This window comes from Arthrobacter sp. UCD-GKA, assembly GCF_001863355.1.
Classification (GTDB): Bacteria; Actinomycetota; Actinomycetes; order Actinomycetales; family Micrococcaceae; genus Paeniglutamicibacter.
Genome location: NZ_MOLR01000001.1, coordinates 276,202 through 300,312, shown reverse-complemented (window position 1 = coordinate 300,312; position 24,111 = coordinate 276,202). Strand labels below are relative to the sequence as shown.

At 65.8% G+C, this 24,111-nt stretch carries 21 protein-coding genes and 1 pseudogene; 8 read left to right on the top strand and 14 right to left on the bottom strand.

From position 1 onward, the window contains the following. Window positions 1–247: 247 nt before the first annotated feature. The gene (rarD, locus tag BLJ79_RS01390) at window positions 248–1,207 is read left to right on the top strand and encodes an EamA family transporter RarD (protein WP_071212871.1); all 960 of its coding nucleotides are present in this window, start codon (window positions 248–250) and stop codon (window positions 1,205–1,207) included. Window positions 1,208–1,355: 148 nt separating this feature from the next. Here rarD and gabT read toward each other — a convergent pair whose 3' ends face one another. From gabT to BLJ79_RS01380, 3 genes are all read right to left on the bottom strand, one after another. Next, window positions 1,356–2,696, bottom strand: coding sequence for a 4-aminobutyrate--2-oxoglutarate transaminase (gene gabT, locus BLJ79_RS01385; protein ID WP_071212870.1), 1,341 nt, complete (start codon window positions 2,694–2,696; stop codon window positions 1,356–1,358). Between the two features lie 276 nt (window positions 2,697–2,972). Beyond that, window positions 2,973–3,110: a methionine/alanine import family NSS transporter small subunit gene (locus tag BLJ79_RS22230; RefSeq protein ID WP_083410922.1), complete on the bottom strand. Its 138-nt coding sequence runs from the start codon at window positions 3,108–3,110 to the stop codon at window positions 2,973–2,975. Then, complete coding sequence (locus BLJ79_RS01380) at window positions 3,107–4,684, bottom strand: sodium-dependent transporter (RefSeq protein ID WP_071212869.1); 1,578 nt, start codon at window positions 4,682–4,684, stop codon at window positions 3,107–3,109. Before BLJ79_RS01380 ends, BLJ79_RS22230 begins: the two co-directional genes overlap by 4 nt. Before the next feature lie 110 nt (window positions 4,685–4,794). Between BLJ79_RS01380 and BLJ79_RS01375 the strand changes: the two genes are divergently transcribed. Genes BLJ79_RS01375 through BLJ79_RS01365 form a run of 3 tightly spaced genes read left to right on the top strand, consistent with a single transcriptional unit; the run spans window position 4,795 to window position 7,188 of the window. Beyond that, window positions 4,795–6,201 carry a PucR family transcriptional regulator gene (locus BLJ79_RS01375; protein WP_071212868.1) on the top strand — a complete coding sequence of 469 codons (1,407 nt, stop codon included), beginning with the start codon at window positions 4,795–4,797 and terminating at the stop codon, window positions 6,199–6,201. 26 nt (window positions 6,202–6,227) lie between these two features. After that, on the top strand, window positions 6,228–6,662 hold the full coding sequence (locus BLJ79_RS01370) for an SMI1/KNR4 family protein (RefSeq protein WP_071213228.1): 435 nt from the start codon (window positions 6,228–6,230) through the stop codon (window positions 6,660–6,662). Between the two features lie 10 nt (window positions 6,663–6,672). Further along, on the top strand, window positions 6,673–7,188 hold the full coding sequence (locus tag BLJ79_RS01365) for an HIT family protein (protein WP_071212867.1): 516 nt from the start codon (window positions 6,673–6,675) through the stop codon (window positions 7,186–7,188). Between the two features lie 20 nt (window positions 7,189–7,208). On the opposite strand, the gene BLJ79_RS01360 is transcribed toward BLJ79_RS01365, so the two are convergent. Further along, complete coding sequence (locus BLJ79_RS01360; RefSeq protein WP_071212866.1) at window positions 7,209–8,306, bottom strand: polyprenyl synthetase family protein; 1,098 nt, start codon at window positions 8,304–8,306, stop codon at window positions 7,209–7,211. A gap of 186 nt (window positions 8,307–8,492) precedes the next feature. After that, window positions 8,493–9,191: a demethylmenaquinone methyltransferase gene (locus BLJ79_RS01355; protein ID WP_071212865.1), complete on the bottom strand. Its 699-nt coding sequence runs from the start codon at window positions 9,189–9,191 to the stop codon at window positions 8,493–8,495. Window positions 9,192–9,309: 118 nt separating this feature from the next. Here BLJ79_RS01355 and BLJ79_RS01350 point away from each other — a divergent pair, with 118 nt between their 5' ends. The 4 genes from BLJ79_RS01350 to BLJ79_RS01335 all read left to right on the top strand — a co-directional run bounded on the left by BLJ79_RS01350 (window position 9,310) and on the right by BLJ79_RS01335 (window position 13,291). Further along, window positions 9,310–10,647 carry an isochorismate synthase gene (locus tag BLJ79_RS01350; protein ID WP_071212864.1) on the top strand — a complete coding sequence of 446 codons (1,338 nt, stop codon included), beginning with the start codon at window positions 9,310–9,312 and terminating at the stop codon, window positions 10,645–10,647. Window positions 10,648–10,812: 165 nt separating this feature from the next. Then, window positions 10,813–11,604 carry an ABC transporter substrate-binding protein gene (locus BLJ79_RS01345; protein WP_071212863.1) on the top strand — a complete coding sequence of 264 codons (792 nt, stop codon included), beginning with the start codon at window positions 10,813–10,815 and terminating at the stop codon, window positions 11,602–11,604. Window positions 11,605–11,696: 92 nt separating this feature from the next. Then, complete coding sequence (locus BLJ79_RS01340) at window positions 11,697–12,491, top strand: amino acid ABC transporter permease (RefSeq protein WP_071212862.1); 795 nt, start codon at window positions 11,697–11,699, stop codon at window positions 12,489–12,491. Window positions 12,492–12,502: 11 nt separating this feature from the next. Then, window positions 12,503–13,291, top strand: coding sequence for an amino acid ABC transporter ATP-binding protein (locus BLJ79_RS01335; protein ID WP_071212861.1), 789 nt, complete (start codon window positions 12,503–12,505; stop codon window positions 13,289–13,291). Window positions 13,292–13,496: 205 nt separating this feature from the next. On the opposite strand, the gene menD is transcribed toward BLJ79_RS01335, so the two are convergent. From menD to BLJ79_RS01290, 9 genes and pseudogenes are all read right to left on the bottom strand, one after another. Beyond that, window positions 13,497–15,194, bottom strand: a complete 1,698-nt coding sequence (gene menD, locus BLJ79_RS01330) for a 2-succinyl-5-enolpyruvyl-6-hydroxy-3-cyclohexene-1-carboxylic-acid synthase (protein WP_071212860.1) — start codon at window positions 15,192–15,194, stop codon at window positions 13,497–13,499. A gap of 43 nt (window positions 15,195–15,237) precedes the next feature. Continuing rightward, on the bottom strand, window positions 15,238–16,356 hold the full coding sequence (locus tag BLJ79_RS01325; protein WP_071212859.1) for a hypothetical protein: 1,119 nt from the start codon (window positions 16,354–16,356) through the stop codon (window positions 15,238–15,240). After that, window positions 16,349–16,801, bottom strand: a pseudogene (locus BLJ79_RS01320) (RNA polymerase sigma factor); the annotation flags it as partial. The gene BLJ79_RS01325 and the pseudogene BLJ79_RS01320, both read right to left, overlap by 8 nt. A 151-nt stretch (window positions 16,802–16,952) precedes the next feature. Next, window positions 16,953–18,485: a zinc ribbon domain-containing protein gene (locus BLJ79_RS01315; RefSeq protein WP_071212857.1), complete on the bottom strand. Its 1,533-nt coding sequence runs from the start codon at window positions 18,483–18,485 to the stop codon at window positions 16,953–16,955. Between the two features lie 28 nt (window positions 18,486–18,513). Next, window positions 18,514–19,191, bottom strand: coding sequence for a recombinase family protein (locus BLJ79_RS01310; RefSeq protein WP_071212856.1), 678 nt, complete (start codon window positions 19,189–19,191; stop codon window positions 18,514–18,516). Between the two features lie 223 nt (window positions 19,192–19,414). Next, on the bottom strand, window positions 19,415–21,490 hold the full coding sequence (locus BLJ79_RS01305) for a PhoX family protein (RefSeq protein WP_071212855.1): 2,076 nt from the start codon (window positions 21,488–21,490) through the stop codon (window positions 19,415–19,417). Between the two features lie 197 nt (window positions 21,491–21,687). After that, on the bottom strand, window positions 21,688–22,686 hold the full coding sequence (locus BLJ79_RS01300; RefSeq protein WP_071212854.1) for an o-succinylbenzoate synthase: 999 nt from the start codon (window positions 22,684–22,686) through the stop codon (window positions 21,688–21,690). Window positions 22,687–22,713: 27 nt separating this feature from the next. Then, window positions 22,714–23,400, bottom strand: coding sequence for an SRPBCC family protein (locus BLJ79_RS01295; protein WP_071212853.1), 687 nt, complete (start codon window positions 23,398–23,400; stop codon window positions 22,714–22,716). Next, entirely contained in the window at window positions 23,397–23,990 is a 594-nt protein-coding gene (locus BLJ79_RS01290) for a winged helix-turn-helix domain-containing protein (RefSeq protein WP_071212852.1), read from the bottom strand. The genes BLJ79_RS01295 and BLJ79_RS01290 overlap by 4 nt, the downstream gene beginning before the upstream one ends. Window positions 23,991–24,111: the final 121 nt, after the last annotated feature.

The window sequence follows — 24,111 nt, the reverse complement described above, 5'->3', positions numbered from 1 at the left end:
CTGGGCGGTCAGCCCCGGCTTGCCGTGGGCAATCAGCACGTTCCGACACTGCCGCCGGGCCTCCGGCGGGCGCGGGCCCGCGATAGGCTCACCTAGTAAGGGGCAAAACGTGCCCCAACACGACGCCAAACACCCATGCTACCCGTGAGCATCGCGAACCGGCGCCCGACCGCCCCAAGACCTGCGCGAATCCCTCACGGGATCGCGCGCCCGGAATGGAAACGATGCACGCCCTGTTGAGTCGATCATGACCCAAACGCCGTCCACAGCAACGACCACCGCCACGGCAGGCGCTGGCGGGCCAGCCGCCGAACGCACGACGGGCCTGATCCAGGGCTTGGGTGCGTACGGCCTGTGGGGACTGCTGCCGCTGTACTTCCTGACCATCGCCCTCGCCTCCCCCTGGGAGATCGTTGCCAGCCGCATCGTGTGGTCGCTGGTTTTCTGCGCGATCCTGTTGAGCGTGACCAGGAACTGGGGCCGGTTCCTCACGCTGGGCCGTGATCGCCGGGCAATGGTCCGCCTGTCGGTGGCCTCGGTGCTCATCGCGGTGAACTGGCTGACCTACACCTATGCGGTGCTCAACGGGCACGCGGCGGAGGCGGCGCTGGGATACTTCATCAACCCGCTGGTCTCCATTGCCCTGGGCGTGATCTTCCTGAAGGAAAAACTGCGCAAGCTGCAGTGGGTGGCCATCGGGTTCGGGCTGGCAGCGGTCATCACGCTCACCTTTGCCTACGGCAACGTCCCCTACATCGCGCTGATCCTGGCATTTTCCTTCGGCTTCTACGGCTTTGTGAAGAACCGCGTGGGCCGCACCGCCACGGCGCTGACGTCCCTGAGCATGGAAACGGCGATCCTCGCCCTCCCCGCCCTGGGGTTCCTTGTCTGGTTGGTCGCCTCGGACAACGACACCGTTCTTTCCGCCGGGCCGGCGCACTTCTGGCTGCTGGCCGCCAGCGGAATCATCACCGCCGTCCCGTTGCTGCTCTTCGGGGCCGCGGCACGACGCCTGCCGCTGACGACGCTGGGGACCTTGCAGTTCCTGGCCCCGATCCTGCAGTTCATCGTGGCACTGGTGGTGTTCAAGGAACCCATGCCGGTGGAGCGGCTGGTTGGTTTTGCCCTGGTCTGGGTCGCCGTGGCCATGCTGTGCATCGACATGGCCCGACAGCCACGCAGGCTCACCCCGACCAAGGTCTCCTAGCAGGCATCCGCACCCGGGATTTCGGCGTGGCCGCCGTGGCGGATCCGGGGGCGCCCGGGTACGGGACCACGAAAAGGGACCGATCCGGTTGTCCAAAGCCCTGGACGACCGGATCGGTCCCTTTCGTGGTGCGGCGCCAGCCCAGGGGCTAGGCGTTGGCGCGGATCGCGCCTTCGAGGACCTCGAAGGCCTCGGCCAGCAGCTCGTCGCCGATGACCAGCGGCGGCAGCAGGCGGATGACGTTGCCGTAGGTGCCGCAGGTGAGGATCAGTACTCCGGCGGCGAGGCAGTCGGCGGCGATCTTCTTGGTGATCTCCGCATCCGGCTCGGTGCCGCCGGCCTTGACCAGCTCGATGGCCACCATGGCGCCGCGGCCGCGGATGTCGCCGATGACCGAAACCTCGGAAGCGATCTTGCGCATGCGGGTGAAGAACTGCTCTTCGATCTCGCGGGCGCGCGCCGCAAGGTCGTGCTCTTCCATGTACTTGATGGTTTCCAGTGCTGCGGCGACGGCAACCGGGTTGCCGCCGTAGGTGCCGCCCAGGCCCCCGGGGTGGACCGAGTCGAGCAGTTCGGCGCGTCCCACGATGCCCGACAGCGGCATGCCGCCGGCGATGCCCTTGGCCACGGTGATGATGTCCGGGACGATCCCCTCGATGTCGGAGGCGAACCAGGCACCGGCGCGGCAGAAGCCGGCCTGCACCTCGTCGGCGACGAAGACGATGCCCTGCTCCTTGGCCCACTCGGCAATGCGGCCCAGGAAGCCCTCGGCCGGGACGATGAAACCGCCCTCGCCCTGGATCGGCTCGATGATGATGGCTGCGATCTGGTCGCCGCCGATCTGCTTCTCCATGGCCAGGATGGCGCGCTCGGCGGCTTCCTTGCCCGAGATGTTCGGGTTTTCCTCGCGGTACGGGTAGCTCATCGGCATGCGATAGATTTCCGGTGCCAGCGGGCCGAAGCCGCGCTTGTACGGGGCCGCCTTGGCGGTCAGGCCCATGGTGAGGTTGGTGCGGCCGTGGTAGGCGTGGTCGAAGGCGACAACCGCCTGGCGGCCGGTGGCCACGCGGGCAACCTTGATGGCGTTCTCCACGGCCTCGGAACCGGAGTTGAAGAAGACGGCCTTCTTGGCGTGGGTGCCCGGGGTGATTTCGGCCAGCTTCTCGGCCAGCTCGACGTATCCCTCGTACGGGGTGACCATGAAGCAGGTGTGGGTGAAGCGGGCGGCCTGGGCCGCGACCGCTGCGGCGACCTTCTCGTTTGAGGCACCCACGGACGTCACGGCGATGCCCGAGCCCAGGTCGATGATCGAGTTGCCGTCGACATCGACGATGATGCCGCCGTCGGCATCCGCGACGTACACCGGCAGGGCGGAGGCCACGCCGGCGGCGACGGCGTTGGTGCGGCGTGCCGCCAGCTCCACCGACTTCGGTCCGGGGAATGCGCCGTTGATCTGTCGTTTTTGTTCAATGCGGTAGGTGATGGCCATGAACGTTCAGTCCTTTCCCGGGCCGGGTTCCCCCTGGTTGCGCCGTGCGGCGGCAATGGCGACGAAGGCGCGCGGGGAAACCCGGTGATGTGGTGGTGTTATCTACCTCGAAGCCTATGTTGTGGCGTTCGGCGCCCGCCAGTGAAATTGGCACAGTTCCGTTCCCGCGGCGCAGTGCAGTTGCACAGAGCAGCACCGGCCCCGATACGAGCGCGGGCCCGTGCCCCGGGGTCTGTTCCCGGGGCACGGGCCCGCGTGTGGTGCGTTTGTCCGCAGTTAGAGTTCCGGCGCGATGTCTTCGGGCAGCTGGCCCTCGTCCTCGGGGTGCCGGGAGAGGTTGACCAGCGAGAGCGCAAGCCCTCCCCAAATGGTCAGCAGCGCGATAACCAACATGGTGATGGCGATGGGTGTCATGATACTTTTTCCTCATCTTCGTCGGCGGCGATCGCCGCGTATTCGGGGTCGTCGACCTTGGATTTGCGGCTCCAGGGCACGAGCGTCAGGATGACCGCCACAACGACTAGGGCTCCGGCCATGCCCCACCCGTAAATGGCCAGGAACTCCACCGGGTAGCCCTCGTACGGCTCGGTGATCTTGGTGACGAACTCGTTGTACAGCATGTAGGCCAATGCCAGCGGTGCAACGACGCCGACCAACACCATCCAGGTCCGGCGCATCTTGACCGTGGAGGTGCGGTTCAGGTGCTTCGAGAGCAGCGGGAGCTTGCGGAACACCCAGGAGATCAGCACAACGGCCACCAGGGCACCGGCGAGGATGCCGAAGCTGTTGACGAAGGCGTCGAAGGTGTCCAGCAGGTACAGGCCTGTCACCGTCGGGAAGAGCACTATCGAGATCAACGCAACCGGGACGCACACGGACACCGCCGAGGCGACACGGCCCCAGCCCGTCTTGTCCTGCACGGCCGCCACGATGACCTCGAGGATCGAGATCAGCGAGGTCATGCCGGCGAAAACCAGCGACCCGAAGAAGAGCACGCCCATCAGCGCACCGAACGGGGCCTCCGAGACGATCGTGGGGAAGGCGATGAACGCCAACCCGACACCTGCCGTGGCGACCTCGTCGATGGCGCTGCCGGCGGCCTGGGCCATGAAGCCCAGCGCCGCGAAAACACCGATGCCGGCGAGGATCTCGAACCCGGAGTTGGCGAACGCGACGACCATGCCGGAGCCCGTGAGGTCGGTCTTGCGCTTGAGGTACGAGGAGTAGGTGACCATGATGCCGAAGGCCACCGAAAGCGAGAAGAAGATGTGGCCGTAGGCGGCGGCCCACACGCCCGGGTCGCCCAGGGCTTCCCAATTGGGGGTGAAGAATGCGTTCAGGCCGTCAATCGCGCCGGGCAGGAACAGCGACTGAACCACCAGAAGGACGAACATGACCACGAGCAGCGGCAGGAAGATGCCGTTGGCTCGCGAGATGCCCCTGCGGACTCCGGCAACCATGATCACGATGATCACCAGCCAGACGACCAGCAGCGGCCAGAAAATACCCGGCACGTATTCGAGCTTAACCCCCGGGACGTCGGCGACTTGCAGGAATTCCCCCATCAGGAAGCCGGCCGCGTCATCACCCCAGGCCTTGGTGACCGAGAACCAGGTGTACATGGCCGCCCAGGCGATGATGACCGCGTAGTAGATGGCGATGATGAAGCACACCAGCACCTGCCACCAGCCCAAGACCTCGGCGCCACGGTGCAGGCGCCGGTATGCCAAGGGCGCCGAGCCACGGAACTTGTGTCCGATGGCGTAGTCAAGGAAGAGCAACGGGATGCCGGCACTCAGAAGCGCCGCCAGGTAAGGGATGAGGAAGGCGCCGCCGCCGTTGTCGTAGGCGATGTACGGGAAGCGCCAGATGTTACCCAGGCCGACGGCGGAGCCGATGGCGGAGAGGATAAAGAGTTTTCGCGACGAGAAGGTTTCCCGGCGCTCCTGGACGGGGTTTCCGCCCTGGACTGAAGATGGAGTGGTCATGTTTCAACGTTACCCAAAGAGTGCGGCCCTTTGTGAAGTGAATCCCTTTACCGGCCGCTTTCGGCCATCGCCATAGTACGAGTGCACAAAATTTCTCTTAGTATTAGTGCATGGCCATCACTCTGTTGAAACTTCTTGAGTCCCAAACCCTTGGACTCAAGGCCCACACCAACGTCGCCGGGGTGGGACACAAACCCATTGAGTGGGCGGCCGTCACCGAGCTGCGAGACCCCTCCCCCTTTCTCAGCGGAGGGGAAATCGTGCTCACCACGGGCCTGCGGCAAAACACGATTGCCAACCAGGAGGCCTTCGTCGCCACGGTCCACGGTGCTGGCGCCCTGGCGCTGGGTTACGGGACAGGGCTGAGCCACCGCAGCGTCCCGGCCGCGGTGGTCCGCAAGGCCACCGAGCTGGGACTGCCGGTCTTCGAAGTCCCCTACGAAACCCCGTTCATGGCCATCACCAAGCTCATCGCCGATGCGTTGAACGACGACCACCTCAAGCGCCTCGAGCAGCTTCTCCAGGGCCACCAGAAGCTCGCCTCCACCCTGCTGACCGGCGGCCTGCGCGCGATGCTCAGCGAGCTGTCCCGGATGCTGGGCACCGCCGTGGCCCTGACCCAATATGCCGCCCGGATCCACGGACCCGAATTGGGCGACGACACCTGGCACGAGGTGCCCATCGCCACCGGGCTCCGGGACAAATGCACCCTGTACCTGTCCGAGCCCTACGAACACGACGGCCTGGTGCACTACGCCCAGGGCCTGATCGGCCTGGAACTGGCCAACCAGGCCAGGCTGCGGGAATCCAACCGCCTGGTCGCCGGGCAGGTGTTCTCGGACCTCATGGCCGGAACCCTCAAGGGCTCGGAGGCCAACGCGAGGCTCCAGGGAATCGGGGTCGTCCCCAGCCAGCCGCACTCGGTGGTGCTGGTCGCGGCGTCCCCGGGGCAGGAAAATGCCCTGCGCACCCTGCCCATCCCGCCGCAATTCGAGCACATCGTCTCGGCCATTGTCGAGGACCGGCTGGCGCTGGTGGTGGCACGCAACGACGGCACCGAGGTGGCCGACGGGATCGACCGCTACCTCCAGGGTGCAGGCATCGGGGCCCGTGTCGGGTTCGGCGGCGGCTACACCCAACCCAACGGACTGCGTTGGAGCTTCTTCGAGGCCATCGAGGCGCTGCGCCACGGCGAACGAATCAACACCCCCTCCAAGCTGTCGCTGACCTCGCTGCTGCTGGCTGCCCGAGACGTGCCGCTGCAGGCCCTGGCGCAAGAGGCCCTGGAGCCGCTGCAGGTCTTTGACAAGAAACACTCGGCCGAGTTGTTGGGCACATTGCGCAGCTACCTGGAACTCGACGGCAGCGTCGGGGCGGTGGCCGAAGCCCTCGGGTTGCACCGGAACACCGTGCGCTACCGGCTGCAGCAAATCAGCGAGCTCTCCGGCTACGACCCCACGACCACCGCGGACCGGGTGCAATTGTGGCTGGCGTTGACCGCGATGGACCTGAACTAGGGCGCCGGCCGACTAAGATGGTTGGCATGGCTGAAATGTTCCTTGAGAAGTTCCGTTCGCTGGTTCCGCTTTACCTCGAGGACGAGTGGCAAGTTGAAGATGGACTGACCGAGTCCGAAATCGAAGATGCCCTGTCCGAGGTCGGCTCCCCCATCCCGCTGGTCCTGCGCGAGTTCTACCTGGCCCTGGGCGGCTGCGAGGACCTCATGGAGGCCTACCACTACTTCTTCGACCCGGACGAGCTCGAGATCGAAGACGGCTACCTCTTGTTCCTGGAGGACGAAGAGGAAAAGTACGTATGGGGCATCCGCGTGGACCAGCTCGAGGTCCCGGACCCGATCGTGTACCGCCGCCAGAATGCCCGCGGCATCTGGAAGTCCGAGGAAGGCACCTTCAGCGAGTACGTCCTGGACATGTTCAGCTGGGTGTTCGACGAGCTCTCCCCCGAGCTCAACAACTAACGCGCGGCCCATGGGCGGATTGTGGAAATCGCATGCTCCGCAGGGCTATGCCTGCCCGTTTTGCGAGCTGCTGGCCGGCGGCCCGCTTTCGGAGGGAAACCTCTGCGTACCCACCGACCTGATCTACCGCACCGAATCCGTCGCCGTGATCATGGCCTGCGACGGATTCGGCCCCTACGGCGGGCATGCGATGGTTATCCCGGTCCAGCACCATGAGGCGCTCTACGACCTGCCCGACGAGGTCGCCGCGAACATCATGTTCGAGACCAGGCGCATCGCCCTGGCCATGAAGCATGCCTGGAACCCGGAAGGGACCAGCACCCGCCAGCACAACGAGCCGGCCGGGAACCAGCACGTCTGGCACTACCACCAGCATGTCTTCCCGCGCTTCCCCGGCGACAACCTCTACGGGCACCTGCGCCACCGCGTATCGGTTGAAGAACGCGCGCAAAAGGCCGCCCAGTTGCGGGCGGCCCTTGACGAAGCAAATCTTTGGGGAGACTCCCCCGACGGATTCGGTTTTTAGTTCCTGGTGTCCGACCCGGCTTAGAGCTCGCGTGTGACCACAGCGTCGGCAAAGGCGGCCAGGGATTCCTTGACGGTTCCCTCCGGCAGCGGCGCCAGGGCCTCGATGGCGGCATCGGCCCAGTGCCGGGCCACGTCCCAGGCCTGGTTGGTCGCCGGGTTTGAGGCCACCGCGGCAACGGCTCTGGCCAGCGCGTCATCCTCGGTCAGGTCCCCGTCCACCAGCTCCAGCACCTTCGCTGCAGCGGTGTCTCCGGCCGCGGCCGCATCGCGCATCAGCAGGATCGGCAGCGTCGGGACGCCCTCGCGCAGGTCGGTGCCGGGGGTCTTGCCCGAACGGACCTGCGCGCCGGTGACGTCGATGACGTCGTCGGCGACCTGGAAGGCCACCCCGACCTTCTCGCCGTAGGAACGCAGCACCTCCACGTACTGCGCCACTCCGCCAAAGAGCGCGCCGAAGGCACCGGAGGTGGCCAGCAGCGATGCGGTCTTGTCGGAGATCACGTTCAGGTGGTGCTCGATCGGGTCGTCGTCCTCGCGCGGGCCGACGGATTCGTGCAGCTGGCCCAGGCACAGGCGCTCGAAGGTGCGTGCCTGCATGGACACGGCCTCCGGGCCCAGCTCCGCGCCGATCACCGAGGCGCGGGCGAAGATCAGGTCGCCGGTGAGGATCGCTACCGAGTTGCCCCAGACCTCGTGGGCGGTGGGGGCCCCGCGGCGCAGCGGCGCCGAGTCCATGACATCGTCGTGGTAAAGCGTGGCCAGGTGGGTCAATTCCACGATGGCCGCGGCCTTGATGACGTCCTCGGTCACGCCCTCGCCCAGCAGGGAGGTGAGGATCACCAGCAGGGGCCGGATGCGCTTGCCCCCGGCCTCGACCAGGTGGCGGCTGGTGGCATCGATCAGCGGGTCGGAATTGGCGATCGCATCGCGCAGCAGCTTCTCGACCCTGGCCAGCCCGGTGGCGATGGCGGGACCGAACTCGGGGTCCTGGGCGATGAGCCCAAAACCGCCGGGAAGGTTGACCGCGGCGGCCAGCACGCTGGTTTCCGGGTTCAAATCGAAGGAGTCGTGCACGCCGTGTCCGGCAGCTGTCCAGTTTGTCTGGGAATCGGTCACTGTTCTAAGACTTACTATCTCTCGACGGTCGGCTCCAGGGGCGGCGTGTGGCCGATTCTGGGTGCTGGTCGGTTGGCACCAGCTGCTCAAGTACAAGGTTCACTCTATCGCCATTCACCGCGCGGGCTCCCTTTGTGCCGGGATCGCGGCAGGTCGAGGACCCCGGGAGGGCGCGATTGGCCATTCTCAGGCCTTCGGTTTGGTGGCCCGGTGCACCGCCACGATCCCTCCGGAGAGGTTTCGGTAACGGCAATTTTCCCAGCCGGCTTCCTCGATCCACGCGGCCAGCCCATCCTGGGTGGGCCAGGCGCGGATGGATTCGGCCAGGTAGACGTATGCGGCGGGATTGGAGGAAAGCTTGGTGGCCACCGGCGGCAACGCCCGCATCAGGTACTCGGAGTACACGGTGCGGAACGGGGCGAAGGTGGGGTGCGAGAACTCGGCTACGACCAGTGTTCCGCCGGGCTTGGTCACGCGCAGCATTTCCGCCAGCGCCTTCTTGGGCTCGTTGACGTTGCGCAGCCCGAAGCTGATGGTGGAGGCATCGAAGCTGTCGTCGACGAAGGGCAGGTTGGTGGCGTCCCCGGCGACGAAGTCGATGTCGGGGCGGCGGCGCTTGCCGACCTTGAGCATGCCCTGGGAGAAGTCGCACGCCACGACGCCGATTCCGGCATCCGCGTACGGTTCGGAGGAGGTGCCGGTGCCGGCAGCCAGGTCAAGGACCCGCTGGCCGCGCTTGGCACCCACCGCGTCGACGACGACCTTTCGCCATCGCCGGGTCTGGCCCAGGGAGAGGACATCGTTCATCACGTCGTAACGCGGGGCGACATCATCAAACATGGCTTGGACTTCTTCGGGGCGCTTTTCCAGCGATGCACGGCTCACCGTTTCATTGTTGCAAAGTTCACGGGCATCGGGAAAACCCTTGCTGCTCCGGCGCCCGGGTGAGCGGGGCCACTACCGCCCCATGGGGCCCGTTCCGCGGCGGTAAGCTAGGCAGATCATGACTTCGCAACTTTCCGCCGCCTTGGGGACCCCGGTCCCGGGCACCGTCCCGCTCCTGCGTTCGATCACCGTCCAGCGGCCGGCCATGAGCGAACACGGCCTGCTCGACTACATCACCCGCGACGATTCCCTGGTGTGGTCCCGACATGGCGAGGGAACCATCGGTTTCGGCCAGGTCGCGAGGTTCGAATCCACCGGCCCTGAGCGCTTTGCCCTGGCACACGCGTGGTGGGATGCGGTTTCCGATGCGGCGCAGGTAAGTGACCCGCTGGATTTACCGGGCACCGGCCTGATCGCCTTCGGGGCGTTTGCCTTCTCGTTTTCCAGCACCTACTCCTCCCGCTTGATCGTGCCGCGGATCGTGGTGGGCCGCAACGAGACCTGCAGCTGGATCACCTACACGGTGTCGGACCCCGAAACGGAACTGAGCGCGGAGGCGGCCGAGGCGGAACTGGCTGCCTTGCTGGAGGACTACTCCCCCGAGCACGAGCTGGGCGAGGGCCTCGACCGGCTCGTGGCCGGGCAAATCTCGGAGCAGGAATACAAGGACTCGGTGCGCAAGGGGGTTGCGGTCATCGAATCCGGTGCCGCGACCAAGCTGGTGCTCGCCCGCGACGCGGTGGCCGAGCTCGCTTCCCCGATCGCCGTGGCCCAGGTCCTGCGCCAGCTGGTGCTGCGCTACGACGACTGCTGGACCTACTCGGTGGACGGGCTCATCGGAGCCACCCCCGAAATGTTGGTGCGCGTGCGCGGGGACATTGCCGAGGCCAGGGTCCTGGCCGGGACCCTTGACCGAGCCACTGCCCCGAGCGGGGATTCCCGCTACGCCCACCGCATGCTGATCGAGGACGAGAAGCAGCGCCACGAGCACCAGTTGGCCATCGACTCGCTCACCGAGCAGCTCGGCCCGCTTTCCTCGGGCATGGACGCCCCTGACGAGCCCTTTGTCCTGCAGCTGCCCAACGTCTGGCACCTGGCCTCTGACGTCAAGGCGTCCCTCGCGGCCAGGGCCGATGGTTCGGTGCCGAGCGTGCTTGATTTGGCCGAGGTCTTCCACCCGACGGCCGCCGTGTGCGGGACTCCCACCAAGGAGGCCGGCCGGATCCTGCGCGAGCTCGAGGGCATGGACCGCGGGCCGTACGCAGGACCCGTGGGATGGATCGATACCCGCGGAAACGGCGAGTTCGGCATTGCCCTGCGTGGTGGAGTCATCGAATCGCCCACCTCGGTTAGGCTCTACGCCGGGTGCGGCGTGGTTGCCGCTTCCGATCCGGCGGCCGAGCTTGCCGAGTCCTGGGCCAAGATGCGCCCCATGCGCGAGGCACTGGGCATCTAGGTTTTTGGGCAAGCCCACGTCGTACAACGATTGAACAACGAAGCTTGTTTACCATGAGAAAAACAATGTAGCCTGTGAGGCACATCTCACAAGGGCTGCGCTGCCGGTTAGAATGAACTTCAACGCAAAACCTGCGAGCGATCACCTAGAGAAGGATCACACTCCATGCGGATTACATCAACCGTGCTCAAGTCATTGGCAGTAGCGGCCGTGGGGGCCCTGGCCCTGACTGCCTGCGGCAGCAGCGAAACCCCTGCTGCATCGTCGACGGACGCCAACGCGCTCAAGCTCATCAATGCCGGCAAGCTCACCGTTTGCTCCGATATCCCGTACGAGCCGTTCGAATTCGTCAAGGGCGGCAAGAACGTCGGCTTCGACATGGACATCGCCGCCGAAATCGCCAAGGACATGAAGGTCGAACTCACCGTGATCGATTCCGGCTTCGATGCCATCGAGTCCGGGCTGTTCAAGACGCAGTGCGATATCGCGATTTCCTCGGTGTCCATCACCGATGCGCGCAAGGGAAACATGGACTTCTCCACCCCCTACATGGATGACGACCTGACCCTCGTCGCCAAGGAAGGCTCGGGCGTCACCGACCTCGAGTCCGCCAAGGGCAAGAAGGTCGGCGTACAGCAGGCCACCACCGGTGCGAAATTCGCCACGGAAAACGGCCTTGACGCCATCGGCTACGAGGACTCGGGTCTCCAGCTCGCTTCGCTCAAGGCGGGAACCACCGTTGCAACTCTGGGAAACCAGTCGGTGCTGGGCTACGCCATCAAGGACGACCCCACGCTCAAGCGCGTTGCCGATTTCAAGACCGGCGAACAGCTGGGTGTTGCAGTCCCCAAGGGTGCGGGCGCAATGCTCGACCAGGTCAACACCACGCTCAAGCGCCTGACCGATGACGGTTCACTGGCCAAGTTCACCGAGACCTGGTTCGGCGCAACAAACTAACTTCAGTCCCATTTGATGCAGGCACTCAGGCGAGGCCCTGGCTCCCGATCGGAACCGGGGCCTCGCCATCTTTCACGGAAGGCTTCAATCCCATGGCCATGACCACTCGTCAACGCGCCCGATTAAGCAAAATCATTCAGATCGTCATCTTCGTCGGCGTCATCGTGGCGGTGGTGCTCCAGGTCGACTGGAAGATCCTCGGCGACAACTTCTTCGCGTTCGACAAGCTGGGCCCCATCTTCCCCGAGCTGATCACGGTCGGCCTGAAGAACACCCTGTACTACACGGTCATCTCCTTTGCCTTCGGATTGGCCCTGGGTCTGCTCCTGGCGCTCATGAAGATGGCCAGCTTCGCTCCGTACCGCTGGTTCGCGACCGGATTCATCGAGTTCTTCCGCGGGGTTCCCGCAATCCTGGTCTTGATCGCCTTTGGCTACGGTGTGCCCACCGCCTTCCCCGGCACGAGCTGGCCGCAACCGGTAGTGGTCATGGTTTCCCTTGGCCTGGTTTCAGCCGCCTACATCGCCGAAACCCTGCGCGCGGGCCTGCAAGCCGTCCCCAAGGGGCAGATTGAAGCCGCCAGGTCGCTGGGCATGCCCGCGTGGCGCGCCATGGTCACCATCGTGATCCCCCAGGCCTTCAAGATCGTCCTGCCGCCGATGACCAACGAAATCATCTTGCTGACCAAGGACTCGTCCCTGGCCTTCATCTTGGGGGCGAGCATGGCACAGTACGAAATGACGAAGATCGGCCGAGACGGGATCACCTCCCTGGGCGCCGGCATCACCCCCTTGATTGTGGCCGGTGCGTTCTACCTCGTCATCACCATTCCTTTGAGCCTGATCGCTCGAAAGTTTGAATCCCGTTCTGCACGGACGAAGCGTTAGGGAAGTACCTCATGTCTGACAACAACACCCCAACCACTTTCAAGGCATCAGGCGTGGATATCCGCGGCCTGCACAAGTCCTACGGCGACAACGAAGTCCTCAAGGGCATTGACCTGGAGGTCAAGCCCGGAGAAGTCGTATGCCTCATCGGACCCTCGGGTTCGGGGAAATCGACCTTGCTGCGCTGCGTCAACCTCTTGGAGAAGCCGAATGCCGGCGTCATCCACGTCGGCGGATTCGACGCCACCGACCTCGACGTGAACCTGGACAAGATGCGCCAGAAAGTTGGCATGGTATTCCAGCAGTTCAACCTGTTCCCGCACCTGACGGTGCTGCAGAACTGCACGATCGCGCAGACCAAGGTGCTCAAGCGCCCTGCCGCCCAGGCCCAGGAAACGGCCCGGAAGAACCTGACCCGCGTGGGGCTCGGGGACTTCGGCGACCGCTACCCCGACCAGCTCTCCGGCGGCCAGCAGCAGCGGGTGGCCATCGCCCGTGCGCTGTCGATGGATCCGACCTTGATGCTCTTTGACGAGCCGACCTCGGCGTTGGACCCGGAGACCGTTGGCGAGGTGCTGGCGATCATGCGCTCGCTGGCCAAGGGGGGCATGACCATGCTGGTGGTGACCCACGAGATGTCCTTCGCCAAGGAGGTCGCAGACCGGGTGATCTTCATGGACGGGGGCGTCGTCGTCGAGCAGGGGCCCGCCAAGGAGGTCATCGGCAACCCGCAGCAGCCGCGCACCCAGGACTTCCTCAAGCGCGTGCTCGATCCCACCCACGTGGAGATCGCAGAGTAGGTCCCGCACACCGGAAACCCCGAGGGGCGGTTTGGTATCCACCCGGATGCCAAACCGCCCCTCGGTCCTTAACCGCACCGCAAGCGGCGCTCCTGCGGCCGTAGTTGCCCCTTCAGCCGAGCTTTCGCGAACGGGACCCGCCCGGTTAGACGATGGGCCAAGCTTGCCCCAGCAAGGGGGCCCGTACGTTTCCGGCGGCTCCGGTCTAGCGGATTGGTGGCCAGGCCAGTTCTCCGGTCCGTGCCGCGATGCCCGCATGCAGGGCACGCAGACCGGACCTCGTCACGGCCACCTCGATGATGCGACGGGTCCCGGGGCGCTGCAGCACGTCCCGCAACTCGTCCACGGTGTCCACGGCCAGGTATTCCCAGCCGTAGGCCTGGGCCAGCGGCTGGATTTTGACCCGGTGCGGTGTGGCAAAGAGACGCTCAACGGCGTTGGCGTAGCGCCCGGATTCGGCCACCGCACCGTGTTCCAGGGTGGAAAAAATGGCCCCGCCCGAATCGTTGAGGACCACGACATCCATCTCCGGTGCGGCTTCACCCTCGCCGATCAGCAGCGCTCCCACGTCATGCAGGAATGTCACGTCCCCGACCAGCAGCGTGGTCTTGCGCCCGCCGCGCGCCKGGGCGATGCCCGTGGCGGTGGCCAGCGTTCCGTCGATCCCGGCCAGTCCCCGGTTCGCGTAGACCGTTGCGGAGGGATGGGGTGCAGGGCGGCCGCAGAGGTCGGCGTCGCGGATGACGTTGGAGGATCCCAGGACCAGGTTCCCGCGGGACAGTGCCCAGGTTTCGCGTGCGACCGCCGGTCCGTCCAGGACGCCGTCCGCCGCAAGGACTTGCTCGATGGCCTCTTCGGCTTGCCGCCCCAACTCCTGCCACTGTCCCAGCCAGCCGGCGGGACCGACCCCGGCGAACTCCGCCAGTGAGGCGGGATCTCCGATGGCCTGCTCGCGCCGGCGTCCCGGTTCAAACCACGGGGCTGGGGCCGGGGCCCACAGCGCCGAAACGATGTCCGGGTTGGCCAGCAGCATGCCCACGGGCCGGGTCAGGGTGGGACGGCCGAACAGGACCACGCGTTCGATCCGTGCCATGTGACTGCTCAGCAGCGTCCGGTACGGGCCAATGGCGTTGGGTCCGAATCGCGCATTGGAACTCGGCTCGGCAAACAGCGGCAGGCCCAGCGCCCGGGCGAAGCCCTCGGCCTCGGGGCCGGCACCGTGGCCGGCGACCACCACGGTTCGGCGTTCGGTCACCGCTTTGTGGTTCCGCCATCCCGGCTCGTTGTCGGAGGCGAGCGCGACGGGCGGATAAGTGACGTTGGCGCCGAATTCCGGCAATCTGTCCCCGGGTGCCGGAACCAGCGGGTCCCGGAAGGACACATTGATCTGCACCGGGCCCGGCGCCACCGCAGCGGTGCCCCGCGCGAGGGCCAGGGCCTCGGCCACCAGGGCATCGGGGCGTGTACCGGCGGGAATGGTGACGCTTCCGCGCACATGCACACCGAACAAGTCGATCTGGTTGGTGGTCTGGTTGGCGCCGGTCCCGTGGAGCTCGGCGGGACGGTCGGCCGAGAGGACCACCAGCTTGGCTCCGACATGGTTGGCCTCCATGACTGCCGGCAGCAACTCCCCCACCGCGGTGCCCGAGGTGGTCAGCACCGGAACCGGCCCGCCGCCGGCCAGGGCCAGCCCCAGCGCGGTGAACCCGGCAACGCGTTCGTCGATGCGCACATGCAGCCGGATGGCTCCTGCGGCTTCCGCCTCGGCCAGGGCGTAGGCCAGCGGGGCGCTGCGTGATCCGGGGCAGATCACCACGTCGCGGACCCCGTGGGTCTGCAGCGCGGCAAGCAACAGGCGGGCAACTTCCATGGAGGAAAGTTCGGGAACGGAATCGGAGGGCATGGGTACCATCCTAATTCCGTCCCCGACCAGAACCGTTTTCCGCCTATTCGGAGATGGCGATGTAGCGGGTGACCATGCTGGCGTCAAAGTCGCCCCGGGCTTCCGGGTCGTCGTCGGCCACGAACTCTTCCATGTAGTTCGTCAGCCGCCCGGTCTGCGGATTGAACATGAGCATGGTCCGGTAGGTCCCTCCTTCATTGGGTGTTTCCACACCAAAGGCGACGGCTTCCCGGTCCCATCGATCGGTGGTGGTTCCGATGACTTCCAGCCCTTCGAGCTTGGCCAGCGCTCCCAACAGCGATGCGGATTCCACCTGATCGAGTTTTCGGTCCATCATGGTAAAGCCCATGATTTGCAAGAATCCCTGGGGACCATCGCCAACCATGGCGTCGTGTGGGCCCAACTTGTTGTGGATGTTCGTGTAGAACTCTTCGGCGGTACGTCCCGGTTCGATATCCCACATGTTCCTACGCTCGCCTGGAGCGAATTCAAAATTGTTCACCGTTCCCGGCTTGTCCATCAGGTTCTTGCGGTTGTACTTGACGGACTCGCCGGTCAGCGAAAAGGGCTCTCCGACGGTTTGTCGGATGGAGCTGCTGCCATCCGGGTTCACTCGATGTTCGTTGAACGTCGGGATCGACAAGCGATCATCGAAGTCCCCACCGTCGCCGAAGGCCCCTCCCTCCCAGTGCCCGACGTCGATCCGGCCCGGATCAAAGTCGGCCGGGTCCGGATGGGATTCCGCTGCCTGGATCAGGTTCACCAGGGCTTCCTTGGTTCCCACGACGCTTGGAGTCATCTTTTCCACGGGCATGGGTGATGCGGTGGCCTTGGTGGTGCCATCCAAAGCGGATCCCAGCGGCACTGCCACGAGCACGCCGGCGGCGACGGCGGCCAGGGCTCCCAGTATCCACCGGCGCGTGGTCCTGCGGGTGGCGTCCAGCGCCACGACGTTGCTGGGCGCCGGCTCCCCAGGCTCCCCTGCGGCGGGCTCCACAGCAGAGTCGGTTGAAGCCATCGTGGCGGGTGGCGCGGCAAGGATGGAGGCCAGGTCGTCCAGGGCGCGCTGATCCAGCTCCTGGACCTGTTCGACGGGGAACGGGTTGGCATTCCGGATCCCTGCGTCGAGCGTGCTGTCGTCCTCGAAAAGTTGCTTAGGCATGGTGAACCCCGCTTCGTAGGATGTTCTTGAGGGACTTGCGTGCGCGGCTGACCCGTGCCCAGGCCGCTTCCTGGGAACAGCCCAGGACGTTGGCCAGTTGTTGGGCGCTGAGCTCTTCCCAATAGGTCAGGTACAGGATCTCGCGTTCGGCATCCCGCATGCCCAGCATGGCCTCGCGCAGCTGGAGGGAGTGTTCGTCCCCGGCATGGCGTTCGGGACAGTGCTGCAGCTTGACCTCGAGGGCGGCGACACGTAGCTGGCGCCGGTACTCGTTGCCGATGAGGTTCTTGCAGGTTTGGTACAGGTAGGCCAGGCCCAGGTGCTCGGCCTGCTCGAACTTGGACCATGCCACCCGGAAGGTCTCGCTGGCCAGGTCCCGGGCTGTCTCGTGGTTGTTGATCCGGCGTTGGGCATAGGCAAGCACCAGCCAATAATGCTGCCGGTAGAAGTCGCTGAACCGCTCTTCGGGTGCGCTTGGGGTCTGCTTTCACCCTCCAGCAACCTTGCATCCGGTTGCATGGGCCTCCCTCGATCTCGTTGGTAAGTCTTACAGTTCGTAATTGCATGGAAGTCTATGGAATTCCGGCTCTTACCAATCAGGCGGGTTGAACCGCGTGGCCGCCCGGGTCCCCTGCAAGGCCCGGGTCCGCTCCTGAAGCCGGTCTGAGGCCCCAGCGTTGCCGGTGCCGTTGATCGAGCTTTCGGAGGGTGGTGTTCCGCCCCGGCTTGCTGCCGTGATCCTGCAGCGGGAACGAACGTCGTCCCCGGATCACGCGTGCGGCGTTGATGTCGGCGTGGAGTTTGAGGCCGCAAAACCGGCACCCGAAGTGCTTGGCCTTGCGGTTGGTTTGTGAGGTGTACCAGCATCCGGAGCATTCCTGGCTCGTGTAGGCCGAACCGATTTCGGTGACGGCGATCCCGTGCTTGGCGGTGAGTGCAGCCAGCCGGGTCTTGACGCAGGCGCGTCCGGTGCGGGTGATCAGCCGGTTCATGCGCCGGGACATTCCGCCACCGCGAAAGTCCAGCTTCTCCACCACGAGCTCCATCACCCGTTCATCCCCGCCGTCACGGGCAAGGATGTTCAGCAGCCGTCCGACTTCGTTGGTGACGTAGTCACGGATGCGCTGGTTCAACCGCCGGTATTCGGAGTTGTCGCGGAGCCTGAGTCCACGGGATTGGGTGGCGGCGGCGATGATGTTCAGCCGTTCGTCCCACTTTCTCAGGGTGTGGAGCATGGCTTGGCCCAGGAGTCGTCCGTCGCTGGTGGCGAAGAGGGCATTGGCCATCCCGAAGTCCAGGCCCAGCACGGTTCCGGTGGTGCGCTTGTGCCCGTCGGGCGTGTTGAGCAGCAGAGAAACCGAGGCGCCGGAGGGTTGTCCGTGGTTGTCGGTGTCCAGGTGGAGTTGGATGGCCCCGGCCAGCTCGGCTCCGGGTGCGGCGAGCAGCTTTTCGAAGTAGGTGTTGGTTTCCAGCGGGATGCGCTCGGGTTTGCCGCGGGTGAGGGTGGCGACCGTCACCCACCATGCGTATTCGTTGGCGGTGGTGGCGCGTTCAGGCTTGGCGATGATCCCGTCCAAGATCAGGGTGCGCACCCGGGAGAGGTCCGGGTGCCTGGCCTGCCGCAGGGAAACATGCTTGGCCAGGTGGCGAGCCAGTTTTAGGTCATCCGGGGCCACAGGCACCCACACACATGCTTCGGGGTGCTTTTCCGCGTAGGCGTGGGAGACGTGGACCAGTTCCCCGCTGCTGGTTTCCTGCCAGGGCAGGGTGAGGTCGGTGGCCCACCATGCGCGGCGCGAGTTGATCCGGTACAAGGTGGCCAGCCGGTGCCCCTGAAGGGTGGAGGCCGTGAGATTTTGGCGGATGGCGGCCTCGAGCAAGGCGAGCCAGGCGGCGTGGGCGGCGTGCATCTGGTTTTGGGCGGACTTGACCTGCCGGGCCGACAGCCGGGTGCCGAAGGGTAGGTCGGTGAGGATCCGCCATTTGGCCAGGGGTGCCCCTTCCTGCAATTCCCGCAGCGTCATCGATGAGAGGTTCGCCAGGGTGTCGCGAAACGCCGGGAACAGGGCTGCGAGGGCTTGTTCCTTGCCGGTGTTGGCCGCCAGCCGGTGGCGGTGGGCGGTGATCATGGCAGGACCCGGGTGGCCATCGAGTGGGTCACGCCCTGCACCACAAGGGTGCAGAGCAGCTCGGTGCAGCCATTCGCGGCTTGGGTTCGGGCGGTGGGGTGCGGGGTGCCATCGGGTGGCTGCCGCCGGAGCTGTTGCGCGACGTGATGTCGTTGCGTGATCTCTTCCGTGTGCATGCATTCACTCTAGGTGTGGGCCCCGACACTTTGGGCTCGCCCGAATAGATGATGGATCGGAAGTCCTCCATGAGGTCCGCGGTCTGCTCTTGGGCGGCGTTGGCCACCAGGATGCGCCGGCCCTGCATTTCCGGGAGCACCTCGAACCAGCCGAAGCCCGCCCGGGCGAGGCGGTCCTGGTGTTCGACCACCGGGGTGCCCCAGGAGTCGTCCTGCGGCAGCTTGGTGCGTTTGGGTCGGCTGTCGTTGACGCCGGAGGTCACCTCGGTGGCGACCGCGGTGACCCCAGGCCTGGAGGCATTGGTGAAGGCGACCATTCGATCGGATTGACGGGCCAGGTCGTCCTTGTGCTTGTGGGTGGACACCCGGGCGTAGATGGCCGCGGATTTCAGGTTTTCGGCCACAGGGTCCGGGACGTAAATTTGTCCGGCTTCGTCCTTGTAGGCGCCGGGGATCTTGCCGAGGTTGAAGCGGTTCCAGGCAGCACGGTATCCAAGGTTGCGGCGCCGCGCGTACTCTGTAAGCTTCATGCGTCACATCGACGCATGGGCTTGCATGGTTTGGGCGAAATTCCACACATATAGGAAACTAGTTCCAACATCCTATCTATTTCCGCCGGTGGGGCGTTCCTGACATGGGGAAACCGAAAACCTTCCGGGCAGGCAAAAGCGCCCTTGGCGGCAACGAAACTTTTCGTTGCCGCCAAGGGCGCTTGGTGGTGCATCGACGCCGCACGCATGCGGCGAAGCGCGGCTACTTCTTGGGACCGTGGCCCTTGGCCGAGGTGAAGACCTGGACCACCGAGGGGCGGGGGCCGTAGACCTCGCCTCGCTTGGCCTTGGAGGGGTTCAGCACGTAGTCCGGGAAGAACGAGATCGGGTCGGCAAAGGTGCCGCCCTCACCGGGGTGCTGCACGGCCACGAACACCGAGCCGTCGCGGTCGTGGATCAGCGGGCCGCAGGTCTCGGCGCCGGCCGGGACAGCCAGGAACTGTTCGACGCGGCCGCGGTCCGCTCCGGTCAGGGTGACCTTGTGCAGGGCGTCGCAGTACCCGATGGTGCCCGGCTGCCCGTCGGTGGAGATCCACAGGTTGCCCTTGGAGTCGAAGGCCAGGTTGTCCGGGCAGGAGATCGGGGAGACCTTCTCCTTGGGGTAGCCGGAGAAGTAGGTGCTCGCGTCCTTGGACGGGTCCCCGGCGACCAACAGGATGTTCCAGGCGAATGCGGTGCCCGTCGCGTTGTTGTTGGCCTCGGTCAGCTCAATGACGTGGCCGTCGCGGTTCCGGGTGCGCGGGTTGGCCTCGTCCACGGTTGCCTTGCCGGTGGTGTCACGCTGGGTGTTGTTGGTCAGGGCGATGTAGAGCTTGCCGGTGACCGGGCTCGGCTCGACGTCCTCGGGGCGGTCCATCTTGGTGGCCCCGACCTTGTCGCCGGCCAGGCGGGTGTAAACGAGCACCTCTTCCAGGCTCATGCCCGGGACCTGGGAGGCGCCGTCCTTGACCAGGGGGATCCAGGTGCCGGTGCCGTCGAAGGAACCGTCGGCGGGAACGGCGGCCGACCCGTCGATCTGGGAGGCCGGGGAGTTGCCGGAGAACTTGGCGACGTAGAGGTCGCCTTCCGAGAGCAGGCTCATGTTGTGCTTGCGGTCCCCGCGGCGGTACTTGGCCTTGGAGACGAACTTGTAGACGTAGTCGAAACGCTCGTCGTCGCCCGAGTAGGCCACGACGCGCCCGTCGTTGGCAATGAGGACGTTGGCTCCCTCGTGCTTGAAGCGGCCCAGCGCCGTGTGCTTCACCGGGGTCGAGTCCGGGTTCTGCGGGTCGATCTCCACGATCCAGCCGAAGCGGTTGATCTCGTTCTCGTAGCCCGGGTTGTGGGCGGAGAAGCGCGGGTCCACGTCCTCCCAGCCGCGCTCGGTGGCCTTGTCGGAGATGCCGTAGCGGGCGTCGGTCGCCGAGCCGGTGCCGCGGAAGTACTGGTTGAAGTTCTCCTCCCCCGAGAGCACGGTGCCCCACGGGGTGGTGCCGCCGGCGCAGTTGTTCAGGGTGCCCAGCGCCTTGCTGCCCGTGGGGTCCGCAACGGTCTTGAGCAGCTCGGACCCGGCGGCCGGGCCGTCGATGGCAAAGGCCGTGGTGGCGGTGATGCGGCGGTTGCGCTCGCCCCCGCGGACGTAGCTCCAGGGCGTTCCGGCCTTCACGCGCTTGACCTCGACCACGGAGAACCCGTGGGCGGCCATGGCGATCTTCGCGGCCTCGGCCTTGTTCGCCTCGAACCAGGCGGGGTCGAACATCAGGTCTTCGTTGGTGTATTCGTGGTTGGCCACCAGCACGCCGGAGCGTCCGGAGTACTTGTCCACGATGATGTTCAGGTAGTCGTTGTTGTAGCCGAACTGGCCGGCCTGGCGCTTGGCGCTCTGCTTGGTGATGTCGAACTTCGGTGCGTGGTTGAACAGCGGGTCGCCCCAGCGGATGATCGGGGCCCAGTCGTAGCCCTCCGGTACCGTCATGGCATCGACCGTGCGCGGCACCGGGGCGATGGCCTGGAAGGACAGCTTCCCGCCGCCCTGCGGGGCCACGATGATGTCCGCCTGGGCTCCCGGTGCCCCCAAGGTGTCGACGCCGATGACCAGTGCGGCCGAAGCCACGGCACCGATGCCCAGGATGGAGCGGCGGCTCAGGGCTGCGTCGGCGATGTCGCGGAAGTAGCTGTTGGAGCTGGTGTTGCACACGTCCTTGGCGCAGGCGTTGCCGCACTTGAAGTGGCAGGTGGCCGCGTCGCGGTTGCCGCGGGTGTGGCCGAGCATGGGAAGGAAGGTACGTGTAAGGCTCATGGTTTTCTCCGTGCAACGCTATCGAGTGGATGACTTCGATTCCCAGCGTTCCAGCCACCGGTGAGCGCCCGGCCGCCGCAAGGTTAACGGCAGGCAAGCGGTGGGTGTCCGTTTCGAGGTGCGGGAGCCGAATCGTGGCACGGGTCACGAAGCCGGCGGAGATCCGGCATTTGCGGCGGGGAGGTACCCTGCACCGGCTACCGGTTGGGCGCAAGTAATTCCCGGTGGCAGTCGGCCAGTCGCTGCTGCCACCAGCTGCGGCGTTCGGCGTTGACCTCGTGTTTGCGCAGCAGGTCGGGATCGGCGGCGATGTCCCGCAATTGCAGTTCCCCGCCCACGGCCAGGAACCTGTCGGTGGTGATGTCGGAGGAAAAAAGCGAACCGGTGGCCAGCCCGCAGGCGTAGGGCAGCTCCGGCAGCGCGGCGGCCAGAGCGGCGCCCTGGCGCAGGCCGATGGAGGTGTCCAGGGCGGAGGAAACCACCGCGGGCAACCCGGCATCGCGAACCACTTGGAGCGCCCGACGGACCCCGCCCAGCGGCTGGGCCTTGATCACGATCAGGTCGGCAGCCCCGGCACGGGCCACCGCGAGCGGGTCCGATTCCTTGCGCACCGATTCGTCGGCGGCGATCAGCACCCCGAGTCCGCGGCGTGCGACTTCCTCGCGCACCCGCGCCAGGCCGTCGATTCCCGCCACGGGCTGTTCGGCGTATTGCAGCCCGAATCCGGCCAGCGCTTCCAGTCCGGCCAGGGCTTCGTCATGGGTCCAGCCCATGTTGGCGTCGATGCGGATGGCGGCCTCGGGAAACAACCGGCGGACCTCGGCCACGCGGGCCACGTCCTGGGCAAGGTCCTGGCCGGTTTCGGCGACCTTGACCTTGATCGTGTGCGCCGCGTCGTAGGAAGCCAGGACGGCAGCGACCCTTTCGGGGCCCACGGCCGGCAGGGTGGCGTTGACCGGAACGGATTGGCGAACCGGATCCGGGTAGCCTTCCCACGCAGCTTCGATCCCCGAGCGCAGCCAGGCCGAGGCCTCGGCCGGACCGTATTCCAGGAAGGGTGAGAACTCGCCCCAGCCCGCCGGGCCTTCAAAGAGCATCGCCTCGCGGTGCCGCACGCCACGGAACTGCACTGTCATGTGCAGGGAAACCACATGTGAGGCGTTGATGAGCTCGTCAAGGTCGGGCAACTGGGTCATGGGCTTCAGCCTATCTTCCGTTGATGCTCAGCCCTGGTAGGCGGCGTCGAGCGCTTCCTGCCAGGCCGCGGTGTTGGCCTGCGCATCGGCGCCTGTGGCGAAGTCGTGCACCGTCAGCCCAACGGGGCCGCCGAAGGCGTTGCGGCCGAAGATCCGCACCAGTGCGTCGGAAGTGCGCAGACCCACGAAGTTCTCGTTGCGGAAGTCCACGGTGACCCGGGTGGTTCCGCGCCCGGGCAGTTGGAGTTCCAGTTCGGCGCCGGCCGCGGCGTCGTCCAGGCCCAGGGCCGAAAGCCAGGTTTCCAGTGCGTCCGGGGCCTTCGAGGCCTCGGGTCCCTGGATGGCGCTGAAGGCCACCGGGAGCCCATCGAAGTGGCGCAGGTACTCGCCCAGGGTATGCAGGTAGAAGGCGGTGTGCTTGGAGGCCCCGTCGTATTGGTTGTCCCAGTCGTCGACGAAGATTCCCGAGTGGACGTAGCGCAGCGCGGTGCCGTTCTCCCCCGGGGTCAGCACGTGCTCGAGCTGGTTGAACCAGCCGTCGGGTCCGTCCATCCGGGTAACCAGGTGCGTGGGGTACTCGTCCACCGTGCGCACGGAGGGCCATTGGTCCGTGGGGAACATCCAGGCTGCGGTGCCGTTGGTGACAGCTTCCCAGATCCGTTCCGGTGTGCTGTCGATCGCCAGTTCTTCGACGATCTCGAATTCCTTGCTCATGGCGTACCTTCCTTCAAGGTGGGGTGCAGGGCCACGACCAGGCGGTGGGCCCGGGCAGCGGGTGCGTTGGTGTTGTCGTGGTACTTGGTGGCGAGCCGGGCGACGGCGAGGCCGAGCTCGGCGCTGAATTCCGCCCGTTCGCGGGCGGATGCGAAGACGATGTCCGCATCGATGGCGAAGGTACCGAAGCCCTTTCGCACCTTGCGTGCGCCGATGAGAAGGGCGCCGACCTCGCGGATCGTTCGTGCGGCCAGGGCAAGCAGCCAGGTTGCGGAGAATTCGTTCCGCAGGACCGCGGGCGCCGGGGTGAGCGACGCAAGACTTTGCGGCGAGATCACGTAGGACGCCGCGGTTGCCTGCATGAGCCGTTCGGTCATGATGCCCTTGTGGCGCAATTCCACCTGGGCCAGCAGCCCGAGTTCGGCCATCTGGTTCAAGTGGTAGGTGATTTTCTGGCGCGGGATCTCCAGCCTGGCCGCCAACATGCTCGCCGAGGCGGGTTCGGCCAGCTCGGCCAGCAGCCGCTGGCGCATCGGGTCCAGCGTTGCCGCCGCGGCCCGCGGGTCTTCGATCACTTCGAGGTCCAACATGTTTCCAACAATCTCACTGACAAATTAATTTGTCAATGGATCGTCGAGGTCCGTAACCCGCTGCGGCGTTGCCCTCTCCTCGTGCGCGGGCTTGGCGGATCCATGGGAGAAAGCCCACGTT